Source organism: Micromonospora phaseoli (assembly GCF_900109115.1).
Taxonomy (GTDB): domain Bacteria; phylum Actinomycetota; class Actinomycetes; order Mycobacteriales; family Micromonosporaceae; genus Micromonospora; species Micromonospora phaseoli.
Genome location: NZ_FNYV01000012.1, coordinates 49,178 through 63,341 on the forward strand (window position 1 = coordinate 49,178; position 14,164 = coordinate 63,341).

The following is a 14,164-nucleotide window of genomic DNA, read 5'->3' on the forward strand; positions in this document are numbered from 1 at the left end:
ACCCGGAGCCTGATGGGTCAGCGTAGGCCCGCCTCCCGGGACAGCATCCCGGTCAGCGCCGCCGGGTCCGCGAGGCTCGGCGGCAGGCCCCGGGCGGCGAACCAGGTGGCGACGACCCGCACGTCGCGGGCCAGGAAGTCGCGCCCCTGCGGATTCGCCACCACGTCGACCACCTGCGGCAGGTCGATCAGCACCAGCCGCCCCGCGTGCACCAACAGGTTGTACGGCGACAGGTCGCCGTGCGCGTACCCCGCCCGGGCCAGCACCACCAGCGCGTCGACCAACTGCCCCCACAGCCCACGTAGCTCGGCCGGGGTCGGGCGCAGCTCGGCGAGCCGTGGCGCGGCCTGCCCCGCGTCGGGATCGCCGAGGAACTCCAGCATCAGCTCGGTGCCGCGCAGCTGGACCGGGTACGGCACGGTGACCGTGCCGTACCGCTCGCCTATCTCCCAGAGCCGGCCCAGCGCGGCGAACTCCGCCGCCGCCCACTGCCCGGCGATCATCTGCCGGCCGAACGCCGTGCGGCCCGTCATCGCGCGCATCTCCCGGGACCGGCGCACCCGGCGCCCTTCGAGATACCCGCTATCGCGGTGGAAGAGCCGGTGCCGTGGGTCGCGGTAGCGTTTCGCCGCGAGCAGGCAGGAACGGTCGGTGTCGGGCACGGCCCGGCGCACCAGGTGGACGTCCGCTTCCTTGCCGGTCTTGAGCACACCGAGATCGGTGTCCTTGGCGGCCAGCTCGGTCACCAGCCATTCCGGGTGGGGTTCCGGGCCGTGCACGGCGTCGTCCCAGGAGGACCAGGAGGCCCCGGTCGCCGGATCCGGCTCGTCGTCGGGGTCGATTGGGGCGGGGCCGGCCGTCCGGCCACGCTTCAGGAAATCTGGCTCGTCGTCGTCGAAGCGGCGCCGGCCGCGGGTACGGCGCTCGGGCGCCGGGAAGTCATGATCGCGCATCGCGCTGGTAATCCCTTGGTCGAGTCGGTGGGAGGCAGGAAGTGACCTGCGGAAACGGCCATGACCGACCCCCTCTCCTCGACCGGGCGCACGCCCGGGATGCACGGTGCGCGGACCATGTTTCGCGAAGCCCGTGCGCCGGGTCAACCGAATTTCGCCTCGGGCTCAGGCACCCATGATCTCGGCGATCGCGGCGATGACCGTGTCGACCGTCGCGGTGGGCGCGAACCGGGCGTCGGTCCACGGCCGGCCGCGGTGCAGCCAGATGCTGGGCAGGCCGACGGCGGTCGCCCCGCCGATGTCCGCCTCCGGGCCGTCGCCGATCACCCAGGCGCCGCGCAGCGGCATCCTGGCCCGTTGAGCGGCGAGCGCGAAGATCCGAGGGTTGGGCTTACTGACCCCGGCCTCCTCGGAGATCACCCAGTCGGCGACGTACCGGTCCAGTCCGGTGCGCCGAATCTTGGTGTCCTGTTGGCGTACCGCGCCGTTGCTCACCACCACCGGCATCCAGCCGGCGTCGTCGGCGATCCGCAACGCGCAGGCCACCAGCGGGTCGAGCCGGGTGAACTCGACGACTCCGTCGTGCAGCTCCTCGACCAGGTCGATGGAGGGGATCCGCAGCCGGTAACGGTCCCGGATGGCATCGGCGACGTCCCAGCGATCGGTCAGCCCGTCGGCGTCGATGGACAGTAGCCATTCGATGTCGCGCGGTGGCGCGCCGATGCCGTCGAGGAAGCGCTCTGCCCAGGTGCGGAACGGCCCGGCCCGGTCGAGCAGGGTGTTGTCCAAGTCCAGCAGGAGCAGCGGCACTCGGGCACCCTACGGGAATCCGGTACCCCGCCGACAGGGCAAGTGGTTACGTGGTCGTGTCGAGCGGGCACCGACGACCGGGCCAGCCGCTGCTCCGCCGAGGCGGTCGCGCGGTGTCGCCACCCCGGCGGGCCGCATTACAAGCCGTACGTACGGTTTGCGCTACCCGAGGCGAACTGACACGATCGACACGTGCCAAGAGTAAGTCAGGATCAGCTCGACGCCCGCCGACAGGAGATCCTCGCCGCCGCGCGGGGCTGCTTCGCCCGGCACGGCTACGAGGGCGCCACCGTGCGCCGCCTCGAGGAGGCGACCGGGCTGTCCCGAGGGGCGATCTTCCACCACTTTCGGGACAAGGACTCGCTCTTCCTCGCCGTCGCCGAGGACGACGCGGCAGTCATGGTGGAGACAGTCGCCCGTAACGGTCTGGTCCAGGTGATGCGCGACCTGCTCGCCCGCGCGGTCTCCCCGGACACCACCGGCTGGCTCGGCAGCCAACTGGAGGTCTCCCGCCGGCTGCGGACCGACCCCGCCTTCGCCAAACGATGGGCGCAGCGGTCGGCGGCCATCGCCGAGGCCACCCGGGAACGCCTCGCCCGGCAGCGGGAGGCCGGCGTACTGCGCGAGGACGTCCCGATCGACGTGCTCGCCCGCTTCCTCGAACTCGCCTACGACGGCCTGGTGCTGCACCTGGCCATGGGACGTCCGGCCGGCGACCTCGGTCCGGTGCTCGACCTGGTCGAGGAGGCCGTACGGCGACCCTGACGCCGACGAGCGGTGGATGCAGCAGCGGCGGAGTTGGCGACGGCGGGGCGACGGTTGGGACGGCCCGCCGACACCGTCAGATAACGGTGCGGTAACTGGGCCACCGACGTGGTCGGCCGCTGGCGCGCCCGCTCCACAATGAAGCCGAGTTCCCCTCGTGCGACAGGAGCAGGCCATGACGGATCTCGCGGCAGATTTCGACACCTGGGGTATCCCCAGCCGCACTTTCCTGGTCTTCTATCTGGTGGCGACCGTCGTGCTCGTCATCGGTGCACTGGTCCACCGCCGGAGCCTGCTGTCCGGCCGGACCGCGCCCCCCGCCGACCAGCTCGGCCCGCAGCAGGTCGCCTACCTCAACGGCGGCGAGGACCTGGCGGTCTGGTCCTCGCTCAGCAGCCTGCGCAGCCAGGGCGCGATCGGGGTGCAAACGACCGGCGCGCTGACCGCCGAGGGACCGCTGCCGGCAGGGGTCACCCCGCTCGACCGGGCCGTCCACCACGCCGCGAGCCAGCACCACTCGGCCCGGCAGCTACGGCAGACCGAATGGGTCGCCCGGGCCCTCACCGAACTGCGCGAAGGGTTGGACCGCCACGGCCTGCTGGTCGGCTCGGACCGGCGGGCGGCCCTGCGGCTGGGCCCGCTGCTGCTCGCCGCGTTGCTGGCGCTCGGTGTCGCACGCATCGCCGCCGGCCTGGCCAACGGCCGTCCGGTCTGGTACCTCGTGTTCATCCTGTGCGGGCTGGCGGCGGTGACCACGGTGCTGTTCGTATGGGTGCCTCGGCGGACCCGGGCGGCGGATCTCGCGATCCGGCGGCTGCGACAGCGGAACCACCACCTCGCGCCCGCCTCGAACCCGGCGCACGCCGTCTACGGATCCGCCGGCCTGGCGATGGCGGTGGCGCTCTACGGCACCGCCACGATCTGGGCCCTCGACCCGACCTTCGCCGAGCAGGCCGAGATCCAGCGCAAGGCGATGACCCCTGGTGGTGCCACAACCAGCAGTTGCGGCGGTGGCAGCACCGCGGGTGCGAGCGGCGGCAGCGATGGCGGCGGGGGCGGCGGGGGCTGTGGCGGGGGCGGGTGCGGCGGATGACCGGCCCGCACGGGGTCGGCATCGGCTGGCGGCCGGAGATCGCCGGGTTCGTCGCCGAACTGCCCGGCCTGCGCTTCGTCGAGGTGGTCGCCGAAACAGTGCCGATCGCCGGGCCACCACCCGCCGGGCTGGTCGAGCTACGGGAGCGCGGGGTGACCGTGGTACCGCACGGGGTGCGGCTCTCCCTCGGCGGCGCGGAGCCGGTCGAGCCGGCCCGGGTGGCCCACCTGGCGACGGTCGCCGAGCTGCTGGCTGCCCCGCTGGTCAGCGAGCACATCGCCTTCGTGCGGGCCGGTGGCCTGGAGGCGGGGCACCTGCTGCCGCTACCGCGCACCCGCGAGGCGGTGGACGTGGTCTGCGCGAACGTCGCCCGGACGCAGGCGGAGCTGCCGGTGCCGATCGCGCTGGAGCCGATCGCGGCGCTGTTCGACTGGCCGGACGACGAACTCGACGAGGCGGCGTTCCTGGGCGAGATCCTGGAGCGCACCGGCGCGCTGCTGCTGCTCGACATCGCCAACGTGCACGCCAACGCCCGCAACCGGGGCACCGATCCGCTGGCCCTGCTGGACCGGCTGCCGCTCGATCGGGTGGCGTACCTGCACGTCGCCGGCGGGGCCGAGCACGGCGGCTTCTACCACGACACGCACACCGACCCGGTCAATCGGGAGGTGCTGGAGCTGCTCGGCGAGTTGTGCGCCCGGCACCGCCCACCGGCGGCGCTGCTGGAACGCGACGGGCACTACCCTCCGGCGGCCGAGTTACGGACCGAACTGGACGCCGTGGCAGACGCCTGCGGATTCCCGGTGGTGACATGAGCGCGGCCCGGTCGCTGGCGGCGCGGCAGGCGGAGCTGGTCCTGGCCCTGGTCGCCGGCGGCCCCCCGCCGCCTGGTTTCGCGCCCGGACCGCTCGCCGCCGCCCGGGCCGCGCTGCTTCGCAAGCGGGCCGGCGAGGTTGCCCGGCACTGGCCGCTGCTCGCCGCCGGGCTCGGCGGCAGGTGGCCGACCGTGTTCGTCGAGTGGGCGGCGGGCCGACCCACCGCCGGCGGGCTGCGCGACGGCTGGGACCTGGCCCGCACGCTACGCGCCCGCGACGCACTGCCGCCGCTGGGCGCCGAGGAACTCGCGGTCCGGGAGGCAGGTCTCCGCTACGACGGTCAGCAGCCCCCGCGGCGACGCCGCCTGCCCGCCGTCGGCCGGGCCAGCGGCGCCGTCGCCCTCCAGCTCGCCGGTCGGGTACGCCTGCTACGCCCGGCCCGGTGAAAGGAAGGGCCCCTTATTAACGCCTCCGGTAGAGGAGGGGCCCCCTGTTAACACCTTCGCCGCCGCCGACCCAACGCCCCGTCGGGCCCGGATGGCCGAGTCGCGCTCGTTCAGGCAGGATCGGCGGCATGGACCTCGGACTGACCGATCGGGTGTACGTGCTCACCGGCGCTTCCCGTGGGCTCGGCTACGCCACCGCTCAGAGCCTGGTGGCCGACGGCGCCCGGGTGGTGCTCTCCGCCCGGCACCCCGACACGGTGGACGCCGCCGCGGCCGGCCTCGCCGGGCCGGACCGGGCCGTCGGCATCACCGCGGATCTGGCAGACCCGGCCACCCCTGACCGGCTGGTGACCGCCGCGCATGAGCACTTCGGCCGGCTCGACGGCGCGCTGATCTCGGTCGGCGGGCCGCCACCGGGCAGCGCTGCCTCGGTCGACGACGAGCAGTGGCGGCACGCCTTCGAGACCGTCTTCCTCGGCAGCGTGCGGATGGCGCGTACGGTCGCCGCCGCGCTGCCCGACGGCGGCGCGATCGCGCTGGTGCTCTCCACCTCGGCGCGCGGCCCGGTCGCCGGGTTGGGCATCTCCAACGGGCTACGCCCCGGCCTGGCCGGTGTCGCCAAGACGTCGCTGACGAGTACGGTCCGCGCGGAGTGCGGGTGGTCGGCCTCCTGCCGGGTCGGATCATGACCGACCGTAACCGGGAGCTCTTCGCCGCCACCGGCGACCCCGAGCGGGCGCGGGCCGAGGCGGAGGCCGGTATCCCACTGCGTCGCATCGGCGAGCCGGCCGAGTTCGGCCGGGTCGCCGCCTTCACGCTCTCCCCCGCGGCCAGCTACCTCACCGGGGTCACCATCCCGGTCGACGGCGGCGCGCTGCGTGGCCTGTGATCGCCGAGCCGCCCGCCAGCCACAACCGACCGGCCGACGGCGGCGGGGCAGCGCCCCGACCGAACCCGCGCCCGAGCCGGGAGGACCTGGCCGCGGCCGCCGACAAGCTTCTTCCGGACGTCATCACCGCCGGGCTTGATGTGCTCTTCGTCGGGATCAACCCCGGATTGTGGTCGGCGGCCACCGGCTGGCACTTCGCCCGCCCCGGCAACCGGTTCTGGCCGGCTCTGTACCGGGGCGGGTTCACCCCGCGCCTGCTGCACCCAAGCGAGCAGGACACGCTGCCCGGGCTCGGGTTGGGCATCACCAACCTGGTCGCCCGGGCCAGCGCCCGCGCCGACGAGCTGACCGCCGCCGAACTGGTCGACGGCGCGCGGACGCTGACCAGCAAGGTGGCCCGGTACCGGCCGCGCTGGGTGGCCGTGGTCGGGGTGACCGCGTACCGCGTGGGGTTCTCCCGACCGAAGGCGGCCTTCGGCCCGCAGCCGGAGCAGCTGGCCGGCGCCAGGCTCTGGGTGCTGCCCAATCCCAGCGGACTGAACGCCCACTTCACCCCGCAGACGCTCGGCACCGCCTTCGCCGAACTCCGTGAGGCCACCCGCCGCGAGTGACCGCGACTGGCCATGTCACGCACGGGGTACCAACGATGTGGTGCGTGCGCCGCGGTACCGGACGGGCGAGCCCGGGCCGGTCAGTTTGCGGCGGCGGGGGGCAGCGCCTCCTCGGCGATGTACTCGCGGGTCGGGATCACCACCGGTTCCGGGCCGGTCGCGTCGGTGTACGGGGTGGGCGAGTCGGCCACCGCGAACTGGGTGCGGTACAGCTCGGCGTAGAGGCCGCCGACGGCAACCAACTCCTCGTGGCGGCCCCGCTCGACGATGCGGCCGGAGTCGAGGACGAGGATCTGGTCGGCGTCGCGGACGGTGGAGAGCCGGTGCGCGATCACCAGGGCGGTACGCCCGGTCAGCGCCACCGCGAGCGCCCGCTGTACGGCCGCCTCGCTCTCCGAATCCAGGTGCGCGGTCGCCTCGTCGAGGATGACGATCGAGGGCGCCTTGAGCAGCAGCCGGGCGATGGCGATGCGCTGCTTCTCGCCGCCGGAGAAGCGGTAGCCGCGCTCGCCCACGGTGGTGTCCAGGCCGTCGGGCAGGGCGCGCACCAGGTCGGCGACCTGCGCACCCGCGAGGGCGGCCCACAACTCGTCGTCGGTGGCGTCCGGCTTGGCGTAGCGCAGGTTCTCGGCGATGCTCTCGTGGAACAGGTGCGAGTCCTGGGTGACCACACCGATCTCGTCGCGCAGCGAGTCCGCGGTGGCGTCGCGGACGTCGACCCCGCCGACCAGCACCTGCCCGTCGGTGACATCGTAGATGCGGGAGATCAACATCGAGAGCGTCGACTTACCGGCACCGGAGGGGCCGACCAGGGCCACCATCTGACCGGGCTCGACCTTGAAGGAAACGCCCTTGAGCACCGGCTCGTTGATCGTGCGGTCCAGCGCGGCGACCTCCTCCAGTGACGCCAGGGAGATCTCGGCGGCGCTCGGGTAGCGGAACCGTACGTCGCGGAACTCGACGGTCCCGGTGCCGCGGGGCACCGGCACCGGGTCGGGCCGCTCCTTGATCGTCGGGTCCAGGTCGAGCACCTCGAAGACCCGGTCGAACGAGACCAGCGCGCTCATCACGTCGACGCGGACGTTGCTCAACGCGGTGAGCGGACCGTACAGGCGGGTCAGCAACAGCGCCAGGGTCACCACGGTGCCGGCGCTGACGTTGCCGGCGACGGCCAGCCAGCCACCGAGGCCGTAGGTCAGAGCCTGGGCCAGCGAGGCCACCAGCAGCATCGCGACGAAGAACGTCCGCGAGTACATCGCAGAGGTGATGCCGATGTCGCGCACACGCTCGGCTCGGGCGGCGAAGCGGCTCGACTCCGCGTCCGGCCGCCCGAAGAGCTTCACCAGCAACGCGCCGGCCACCCCGAACCGCTCGGTCATCGTCGCGTTCATCTTGGCGTCGAGGTTGTACGACTCGCGGGTGATCTCGGCCAGCCGCCGACCGACCCGGCGGGCCGGGATGATGAACACCGGTAGCAGCACCAACGAGAGCGCGGTGATCTGCCAGGAGAGGGTGAACATCACCGCAGCGGTGAGGACCAGTTGGATCACGTTGCTGACCACACCGGACAGGGTCGAGGTGAAGGCCCGCTGCGCACCCATCACGTCGTTGTTGAGCCGGCTGACCAGCGCACCGGTCTGGGTACGGGTGAAGAACTGCAGCGGCATCCGCTGCACGTGGTCGTAGACCCGGGTACGCAGGTCGAGGATGATGCCCTCACCGATGCGCGCCGAGTACCACCGCTGGGCGAGCGAGAGCATCGCGTCGGCGACCGCGAGGGCGGCGATGAACAGGGCCAGCCGGATCACCAACGCGCCGGCCTCAGAGCCGCCCCGGGTGATCGCGTCGATGACGTCGCCGGCGAGCAGCGGGGTGGCCACCCCGATCACCGCGGCGATGATCACGGTGATCAGGAAGACGACGATGTCACGTCGGTAGGGCCGGGCGAAAGCCACGATCCGGCGGGCGACGCCGCGCTGCAGCCGGTGCGTGGAAATGTCGTCCTGGCTGCGCATCGACCGGAGCATGCTCCAACCGCCCATGCCGCCGGCGGCCATGTGGTTGGACACGGGCACCTCCGGGTCTGTGGGACGTCGTCCCGTCGTCGGGTCAATTCTCCCGATGACTACGACAACCTCGCGAGTAACCCGGATCTTCCCGAACGGTCCTTACCTTATTCTCCGTGGCCAGCGAGGTCGCGCAGCCGTCGGGTCTGTGCCTCCCGCTCGGCCCGCTGCTGCTCGACGGGGCTCCGCCCGGCGGCTCCGGCGAGCAGTGCCTTGATCTCCACCACCGCGTCGCGCGGGTGGGCGAGCAGCCCGGCGGTCAGATCCCGCACCGCACCGTCCAGCTCGGGGCTGGGCACGACGAGGGTGGCCAGGCCGATCCGGTCCGCCTCGGCGGCGTCCATCCGACGGCCGGTGGTGCAGATCTCCAGTGCGCGGGCGTACCCGACCAGTTCGACCAGGCGCTTGGTGCCGGCCAGATCCGGCACCAGGCCCAACGTCACCTCGGCCATGGAGAACTTCGCGTTCTCGGCCAGCACCCGCATGTCGCAGGCGAGAGCAAGCTGGAAACCGGCACCGATGGCGTGGCCCTGCACGGCGGCCACCGAGATGATGTCCGGCCGGTGCAACCAGGTGAAGCCGGCCTGGTAGTCGGCTATCCGGTCGGCGCATTCCTGCTCGGGCAGGGTCGTCAACTCGGCGAAGGAACCGGGCCCGGATGCGCCGGCGACCGACAGGTCGAGGCCGGCGGAGAACGCCCGCCCCTCTCCCCGTACGACGACCACACGCACGTCGCCGGGAAGGTCTCGGGAGAAGTCGCTCATCGCACGCCACATCGCCGGGGTCTGTGCGTTGAGCACGTCGGGCCGGCACAGGGTGACTGTTGCGACCGGCCCGTCGCATTCCAGCCGGACCCCGGTCGCCTCGGCGGTCACCGGGCGGCCCGGGTCACGGTGGTGGCACTGGTGCTGGTGGACGACGCCGACGGGCGGGTCACGCCTTCTTACGGCGGCGAGCACCGCCGCGCTGCCGCAGCTGCACCCCGGACTCGGTGAGCACCCGGTGGATGAACCCGTAGGATCGGCCGGTCGAGGCTGCGAGCGCCCGGATGCTCTCGCCTCCGGTGTACCGCTTGACGAGGTCCTTGGCGAGCGTCTGACGCTCGGCTCCGACGATCCGGCGACCCTTCTCAGTGCTGGTGGCTGTGCCAGTGGCTGCCATGCTGTGTCCTCACGTCCCAGACTGTGCGGTTCGGATACGGTCCCACCTATTAGACCGCCTCGGACGATCATGCGCCAGATATCAACTATTCGCCAACCGACACGCTATGCAATGTCAGCTTCCCGATAGGTGACGCCACCTCGACCGCCCGGCCGGTCGACGCGCCGGGCGACCACAGCAGGCGGGACGCTGTTAACAGGGGCCCCTTCCTCTACCGCAGGCGTTAAAAGGGGGCCCTTCCTTGCTCAGGCCAGTTCGACCAGTTCGAGCAGGTCGTCGCTCCAGGCGTCCTCGTCGCCGTCGGGCAGCAGGATCGCCCGGTCGGGTTTGAGCGCGAGGACGGCGCCCGGATCGTGCGTGACCAGGACGATCGCCCCCGGATAGCGGGCGATGGCGTCGAGCACCTGCTCCCGGCTGACCGGGTCGAGGTTGTTGGTCGGCTCGTCGAGCAGCAGCACGTTGGCACCGGAGCAGACCAGGGTGGCCAGGGCCAGCCGGGTCTTCTCCCCGCCGGAGAGCACCCCGGCGGGCTTGTCCACGTCCTCACCGGAGAAGAGGAAGGCACCCAGGATCTTCCGCAGATCGGTGTCGGTCTGCTCGATCGACGCGGCCCGCATGTTCTCCAGCACGGTCCGCTCGATGTCCAGCGTCTCGTGCTCCTGTGCGTAGTATCCGAGTCTCAGTCCGTGACCGGCGCGCACCTCGCCGGTGTCCGGCTCCAGCAGGCCGCCGAGCATCCGCAGCAGCGTCGTCTTGCCGGCGCCGTTGAGGCCGAGGATGGCCACCCGGGAGCCCCGGTCGACCGCGACGTCCACGTCGGTGAAGATCTCCAGCGAGCCGTACGACTTGGACAGGCCGGCCGCGGTCAGCGGGGTCTTGCCGCACGACGCCGGCGCGGGGAAGCGCACCTTGGCCACCTTGTCGGCGACGCGTACCTCCTCGAGGCCGGAGATCAGCCGTTCGGCGCGGCGGGCCATGTTCTGCGCGGCGACGGTCTTGGTGGCCTTCGCGCGCATCTTGTCGGCCTGGGCCATCAGCGCCCCGGCCTTCTTCTCGGCGTTGGCCCGTTCCCGGCGCCGACGCCGCTCGTCGGTCTCCCGCGCCTCCAGGTACGCCTTCCAACCGAGGTTGTAGACGTCGACGACGGAGCGGGTGGCGTCGAGGAACCAGACCTTGTTGACCACCGACTCCAGCAGGGAGCCGTCGTGCGAGATCACCACCAGCCCGCCCTTGTGGTTGGCGAGGAAACTCCGCAACCAGGTGATCGAGTCGGCGTCGAGGTGGTTGGTGGGCTCGTCGAGCAGCAGGATGCCGCCGCCGTTCTCGCCCGCGTCGCGGAACAGGATCCGGGCCAGCTCGATCCGGCGCCGCTGGCCGCCGGAGAGCGTGCCGATGGTCTGTGTCAGAGCCCGATCCGGCAGCCCCAGGTTGGCGCAGATCCGGGCCGCCTCAGCCTCGGCCGCGTACCCACCGAGGGCGGCGAACTGGTCCTCCAGCGCACCGTAGCGGCGGACCAGGCGCTCGTCGCCGCCGTCGGCGAGCTTCTCCTCCAGATCCTTCATCCCGGCCATCAGCGTGTCCAGGCCGCGGGCGGAGAGCACCCGGTCCCGGCCGGTGACGTCCAGGTCACCGGTGCGCGGATCCTGCGGGAGGTAGCCGACGGCGCTGCGCCGGTCGATCTGCCCGGCGTACGGCTGTCCCTCGCCGGCGAGGACCTTCAGGGTGGTGGTCTTGCCGGCGCCGTTGCGGCCGACCAGGCCGATCCGATCGCCCGGCTGCACTCGCAGCGTGGTGTCGGACAGCAGAATCCGGGCGCCGGCGCGCAGTTCCAGGCCGCTGGCAGTGATCATTTCGGGGTACTCGCTCTCGGGATCCGGAGGGCTGACTCAGGGCACACGAAAGCGCCGACGGATCCTGCAGACCCGTCGGCGCGGGGCGTTCAGCCTTCGCAGAGCAGCACGGGATCAAGTGTACCGGGCCCCGGCTGGAGCCCACCGCGGATTACCAACCAAGATCGTCGGGTACCGGATTCGCCGTCCGGACCGGTTCCGGCCTCTGAGCCACCGACTGATCGGGGTCACCATGGAGCTGAACGAGAACGCACGGATCGACACCAGCCAGGTGGAGGACCGGCGAGGAAGCGGAGGAGGCGGCGGCGGGCTGGGCATCCCGATCCCCATCGGTGGCGGGCGCGGCGGCATCGTCGGGATCATCATCGCCGTGCTGGTGGCCCTCGTCGGCGGCGGCTTCGGGCTCAACGCCATGACCGGTGGCGAGTCGGGCGACAACGCCGCGCTGGAGCAGCGGTGCGAGGCCGCCAACGCCCTGGAGCAGCTGGACTGCCGCAACACCCTCTACGTCAACTCGATCCAGGCGTACTGGCGCACCGCCCTGCCGCAGGCGCTCGGCGAGCAGTACCGCCCCACCCGGACCGTCTTCTTCAGCCAGGCGGTGAACACCGCCTGCGGCCAGGCCGACTCCGGCGTCGGCCCGTTCTACTGCCCGGCCGACTCGCTGGTCTACATCGACCTCACCTTCTACGAGGTGCTCGCCGAGCAGCTGGGCGCGGAAGGCGAGTTCGCCCAGCCGTACGTGCTGGCCCACGAGTACGGCCACCACGTGCAGAACCTGCTCGGCACCAACGAACAGGTCCGCCGAGCGCAGCAGCGCGACCCGGGCAACGCCAACGACCTGTCGGTGCGACTGGAGTTGCAGGCCGACTGCTACGCCGGCGCCTGGGCCAAGAACGCCACCGGCACGGCCGACGAGAGCGGCCAGAAGATCTTCACCAGCATCACCGAGCAGGACATCGCCGAGGCCATCGACACCGCCGAGGCGATCGGTGACGACGCGATCTCCAAGCGCGCCGACCGGCCGGTCAACCCGGACGAATTCACCCACGGCTCGTCCGCCGACCGCAAGCGATGGTTCAACCGAGGCTACGAAAGCGGCGACCCGGCCACCTGCGACACCTTCAGCGGCGCGATCTGAGGTGTAGGGAAGGGGCGGTCAGGCGGGGTCGCGGACCAGGACGTGCACGGCCCGAGCCGCGGCCACCGCGCCGACCAGCACCGCGTACCGGGGCTCGGGCACGTCCAGCAGCCGGTCGGCGCGCAGCGCGGCCAGCGGGGCGAGCCGCCGGTCGGCCAGCACGGTGTCCACGGCCCGCCGGTCCCCGCCGGCGACCAACGCGTCCAGCCCGTCGGCGGCCGGCAGCAGCAGCCGGGCCGCGAGGTCGACCGCGTCGGCCAGCGCCGCCTTCGCCTGGTTGTCCCGACGTCGGGCGAACCGCTGCTGGGACCAACCACCAGCGGCGGTACGGCCCTGCACGTACCGGGCGTCCACCTTGTGCACGGGCAACTGCTCCCCCTCGGCGACGCCCACCGCCACCGCGCCCTTGCGGGCGAGCAGCAGACCGATCCGCCGAGGTGCGGCGGCGGTGGCCACGAAGGACGGCAACTCGGTGGTGGCCGGGGCGCCAGGCGGCGTGTGCAGCTGCGCGGTCGCGCCGTCCGGGGCGGTCAGCAGCAGGCCGTACGCCTCGACGGTGGTGACGGGCGGGCCGTGCCGGTCGGTGAAGCCGCCTACCCAGCGGTCGATCCGGGCCGGGTCGACCTCGACCCACCGGCCTCCCCCGGCGGCGGGTCGGCTGCTCATCACCCGACCGTACGGCACGGTGGATCTGCCCCGCTCAGCGGAGCTCCACTGCCCCCGGCTGGTCTCGGCCCCGGTCGGCTGCTGCCGGTCATCCGCTCAGGAGCATGCCGACGGCGAGCGCGGCGATGATGGTGCTCGACAACAAGGCGGTCACCAGGCGGCCCCGGTCGCTGGTGAGCGCCCGTCCGATCAACGAGCCACCCCCGGCGACCAGCAGCTGCCAGCTCGCCGAGGCGACGAACGCGCCGAGAGCGAAGACCATGCCGGTCGCGGCGTCCAGCCCGCCCAGGTCGCGGCGGCCGAGCACCAGGGCCGTGAAGTAGACGACGGTGGCCGGGTTGAGCATCGTCAGCGCGAGGACCCCGGCGAACGCCCGGAGCGGAGTGTCCAGCCCACGCCGCACGACCCCGGCGCTCGGCCGTCCGTCGGAGCCGACGGCCGCACGGGCGGAGCGTCGAGCGGGTAGCGCCCGCCACGCACCGTGGGCGGCGAGCGCGAGCAGCACCGCCGCGGCGACCAGCCGCAGTGGCCCGGCGAGGGGGGTGAGCCAGGCGGCGACCGCCGCGCCGCCGAGCGCCGCGGCACCGGCGTAGATCCCGTCGGCGGTGGCCACGCCGAGCGCGGCGGCCGCGCCGACCCGCAACGAGGTACGCGCGGTGAGCCCGAGAATGAGTACGGCGATCGCGCCGACCGGGATGGCGACGCCGTAGCCGGCGACCACGCCGGCGAGGAACACGGCGGTCACGAGGGTGGGCGGCGGCTCGAGGCGCAGCCCGGCCCGGTCCGCTGTCGGCTCGCGGCGGTGGCCACGACGACAGGGAACGGCATCAACGGGTACGCCTCGCTCACCGGGCCATCCTGCGCCGGCAGCCGTCGATCCGCCACGGATTATCCAGGC

Annotated in this window: 14 protein-coding genes and 1 pseudogene; 7 read left to right on the plus strand and 8 right to left on the minus strand. The window is 72.6% G+C overall.

Going from position 1 to position 14,164, the window contains the following annotated elements:
- Positions 1 to 17 precede the first annotated feature (17 nt).
- Together BMY89_RS24825 and BMY89_RS24830 are read right to left on the minus strand one after the other, a co-directional pair.
- Positions 18 to 953, minus strand: coding sequence for a serine protein kinase RIO (locus BMY89_RS24825; RefSeq protein WP_092382491.1), 936 nt, complete (start codon positions 951 to 953; stop codon positions 18 to 20).
- 165 nt (positions 954 to 1,118) lie between these two features.
- Positions 1,119 to 1,763 carry an HAD family hydrolase gene (locus tag BMY89_RS24830; protein WP_092382492.1) on the minus strand — a complete coding sequence of 215 codons (645 nt, stop codon included), beginning with the start codon at positions 1,761 to 1,763 and terminating at the stop codon, positions 1,119 to 1,121.
- Positions 1,764 to 1,955: 192 nt separating this feature from the next.
- Between BMY89_RS24830 and BMY89_RS24835 the strand changes: the two genes are divergently transcribed.
- The 6 genes and pseudogenes from BMY89_RS24835 to mug all read left to right on the plus strand — a co-directional run bounded on the left by BMY89_RS24835 (position 1,956) and on the right by mug (position 6,382).
- Complete coding sequence (locus tag BMY89_RS24835; protein WP_092382493.1) at positions 1,956 to 2,528, plus strand: TetR/AcrR family transcriptional regulator; 573 nt, start codon at positions 1,956 to 1,958, stop codon at positions 2,526 to 2,528.
- A 175-nt stretch (positions 2,529 to 2,703) separates the two neighbouring features.
- The gene (locus BMY89_RS24840) at positions 2,704 to 3,621 is read left to right on the plus strand and encodes a TIGR04222 domain-containing membrane protein (protein WP_092382494.1); all 918 of its coding nucleotides are present in this window, start codon (positions 2,704 to 2,706) and stop codon (positions 3,619 to 3,621) included.
- Positions 3,618 to 4,436 (plus strand): MbnB/TglH/ChrH family RiPP precursor modification enzyme, encoded by an 819-nt coding sequence (locus tag BMY89_RS24845; protein ID WP_092382596.1) that lies wholly within the window; start codon positions 3,618 to 3,620, stop codon positions 4,434 to 4,436. The genes BMY89_RS24840 and BMY89_RS24845 overlap by 4 nt, the downstream gene beginning before the upstream one ends.
- A complete protein-coding gene (locus BMY89_RS24850; protein WP_092382495.1) occupies positions 4,433 to 4,882 on the plus strand; it encodes an SCO6045 C-terminal-like domain-containing protein in 450 nt (149 codons plus the stop codon). The genes BMY89_RS24845 and BMY89_RS24850 overlap by 4 nt, the downstream gene beginning before the upstream one ends.
- A 128-nt stretch (positions 4,883 to 5,010) precedes the next feature.
- A pseudogene (locus tag BMY89_RS24855) lies at positions 5,011 to 5,771 on the plus strand (SDR family oxidoreductase).
- Complete coding sequence (gene mug / locus BMY89_RS24860) at positions 5,768 to 6,382, plus strand: G/U mismatch-specific DNA glycosylase (protein WP_092382496.1); 615 nt, start codon at positions 5,768 to 5,770, stop codon at positions 6,380 to 6,382. Before BMY89_RS24855 ends, mug begins: the two are co-directional and overlap by 4 nt.
- An 80-nt stretch (positions 6,383 to 6,462) precedes the next feature.
- On the opposite strand, the gene BMY89_RS24865 is transcribed toward mug, so the two are convergent.
- The 4 genes from BMY89_RS24865 to BMY89_RS24880 all read right to left on the minus strand — a co-directional run bounded on the left by BMY89_RS24865 (position 6,463) and on the right by BMY89_RS24880 (position 11,459).
- Positions 6,463 to 8,439 (minus strand): ABC transporter ATP-binding protein, encoded by a 1,977-nt coding sequence (locus BMY89_RS24865; protein ID WP_092382597.1) that lies wholly within the window; start codon positions 8,437 to 8,439, stop codon positions 6,463 to 6,465.
- A 116-nt stretch (positions 8,440 to 8,555) separates the two neighbouring features.
- Positions 8,556 to 9,323, minus strand: a complete 768-nt coding sequence (locus BMY89_RS24870; protein ID WP_092382497.1) for an enoyl-CoA hydratase/isomerase family protein — start codon at positions 9,321 to 9,323, stop codon at positions 8,556 to 8,558.
- Between the two features lie 58 nt (positions 9,324 to 9,381).
- Complete coding sequence (locus BMY89_RS24875) at positions 9,382 to 9,609, minus strand: helix-turn-helix domain-containing protein (protein WP_007072022.1); 228 nt, start codon at positions 9,607 to 9,609, stop codon at positions 9,382 to 9,384.
- A gap of 245 nt (positions 9,610 to 9,854) precedes the next feature.
- A complete protein-coding gene (locus BMY89_RS24880) occupies positions 9,855 to 11,459 on the minus strand; it encodes an ABC-F family ATP-binding cassette domain-containing protein (RefSeq protein WP_092382498.1) in 1,605 nt (534 codons plus the stop codon).
- A gap of 232 nt (positions 11,460 to 11,691) precedes the next feature.
- Here BMY89_RS24880 and ypfJ point away from each other — a divergent pair, with 232 nt between their 5' ends.
- Positions 11,692 to 12,600 (plus strand): KPN_02809 family neutral zinc metallopeptidase, encoded by a 909-nt coding sequence (gene ypfJ, locus BMY89_RS24885; protein ID WP_092382499.1) that lies wholly within the window; start codon positions 11,692 to 11,694, stop codon positions 12,598 to 12,600.
- Between the two features lie 18 nt (positions 12,601 to 12,618).
- Here the strand turns inward: ypfJ and BMY89_RS24890 are convergent, their stop codons facing one another.
- Both BMY89_RS24890 and BMY89_RS24895 read right to left on the minus strand, forming a co-directional pair.
- Positions 12,619 to 13,266, minus strand: coding sequence for an acVLRF1 family peptidyl-tRNA hydrolase (locus BMY89_RS24890; protein ID WP_092382500.1), 648 nt, complete (start codon positions 13,264 to 13,266; stop codon positions 12,619 to 12,621).
- A gap of 88 nt (positions 13,267 to 13,354) precedes the next feature.
- Positions 13,355 to 14,011, minus strand: coding sequence for a LysE family transporter (locus tag BMY89_RS24895; protein WP_175510418.1), 657 nt, complete (start codon positions 14,009 to 14,011; stop codon positions 13,355 to 13,357).
- Between the last annotated feature and the right edge of the window lie 153 nt (positions 14,012 to 14,164).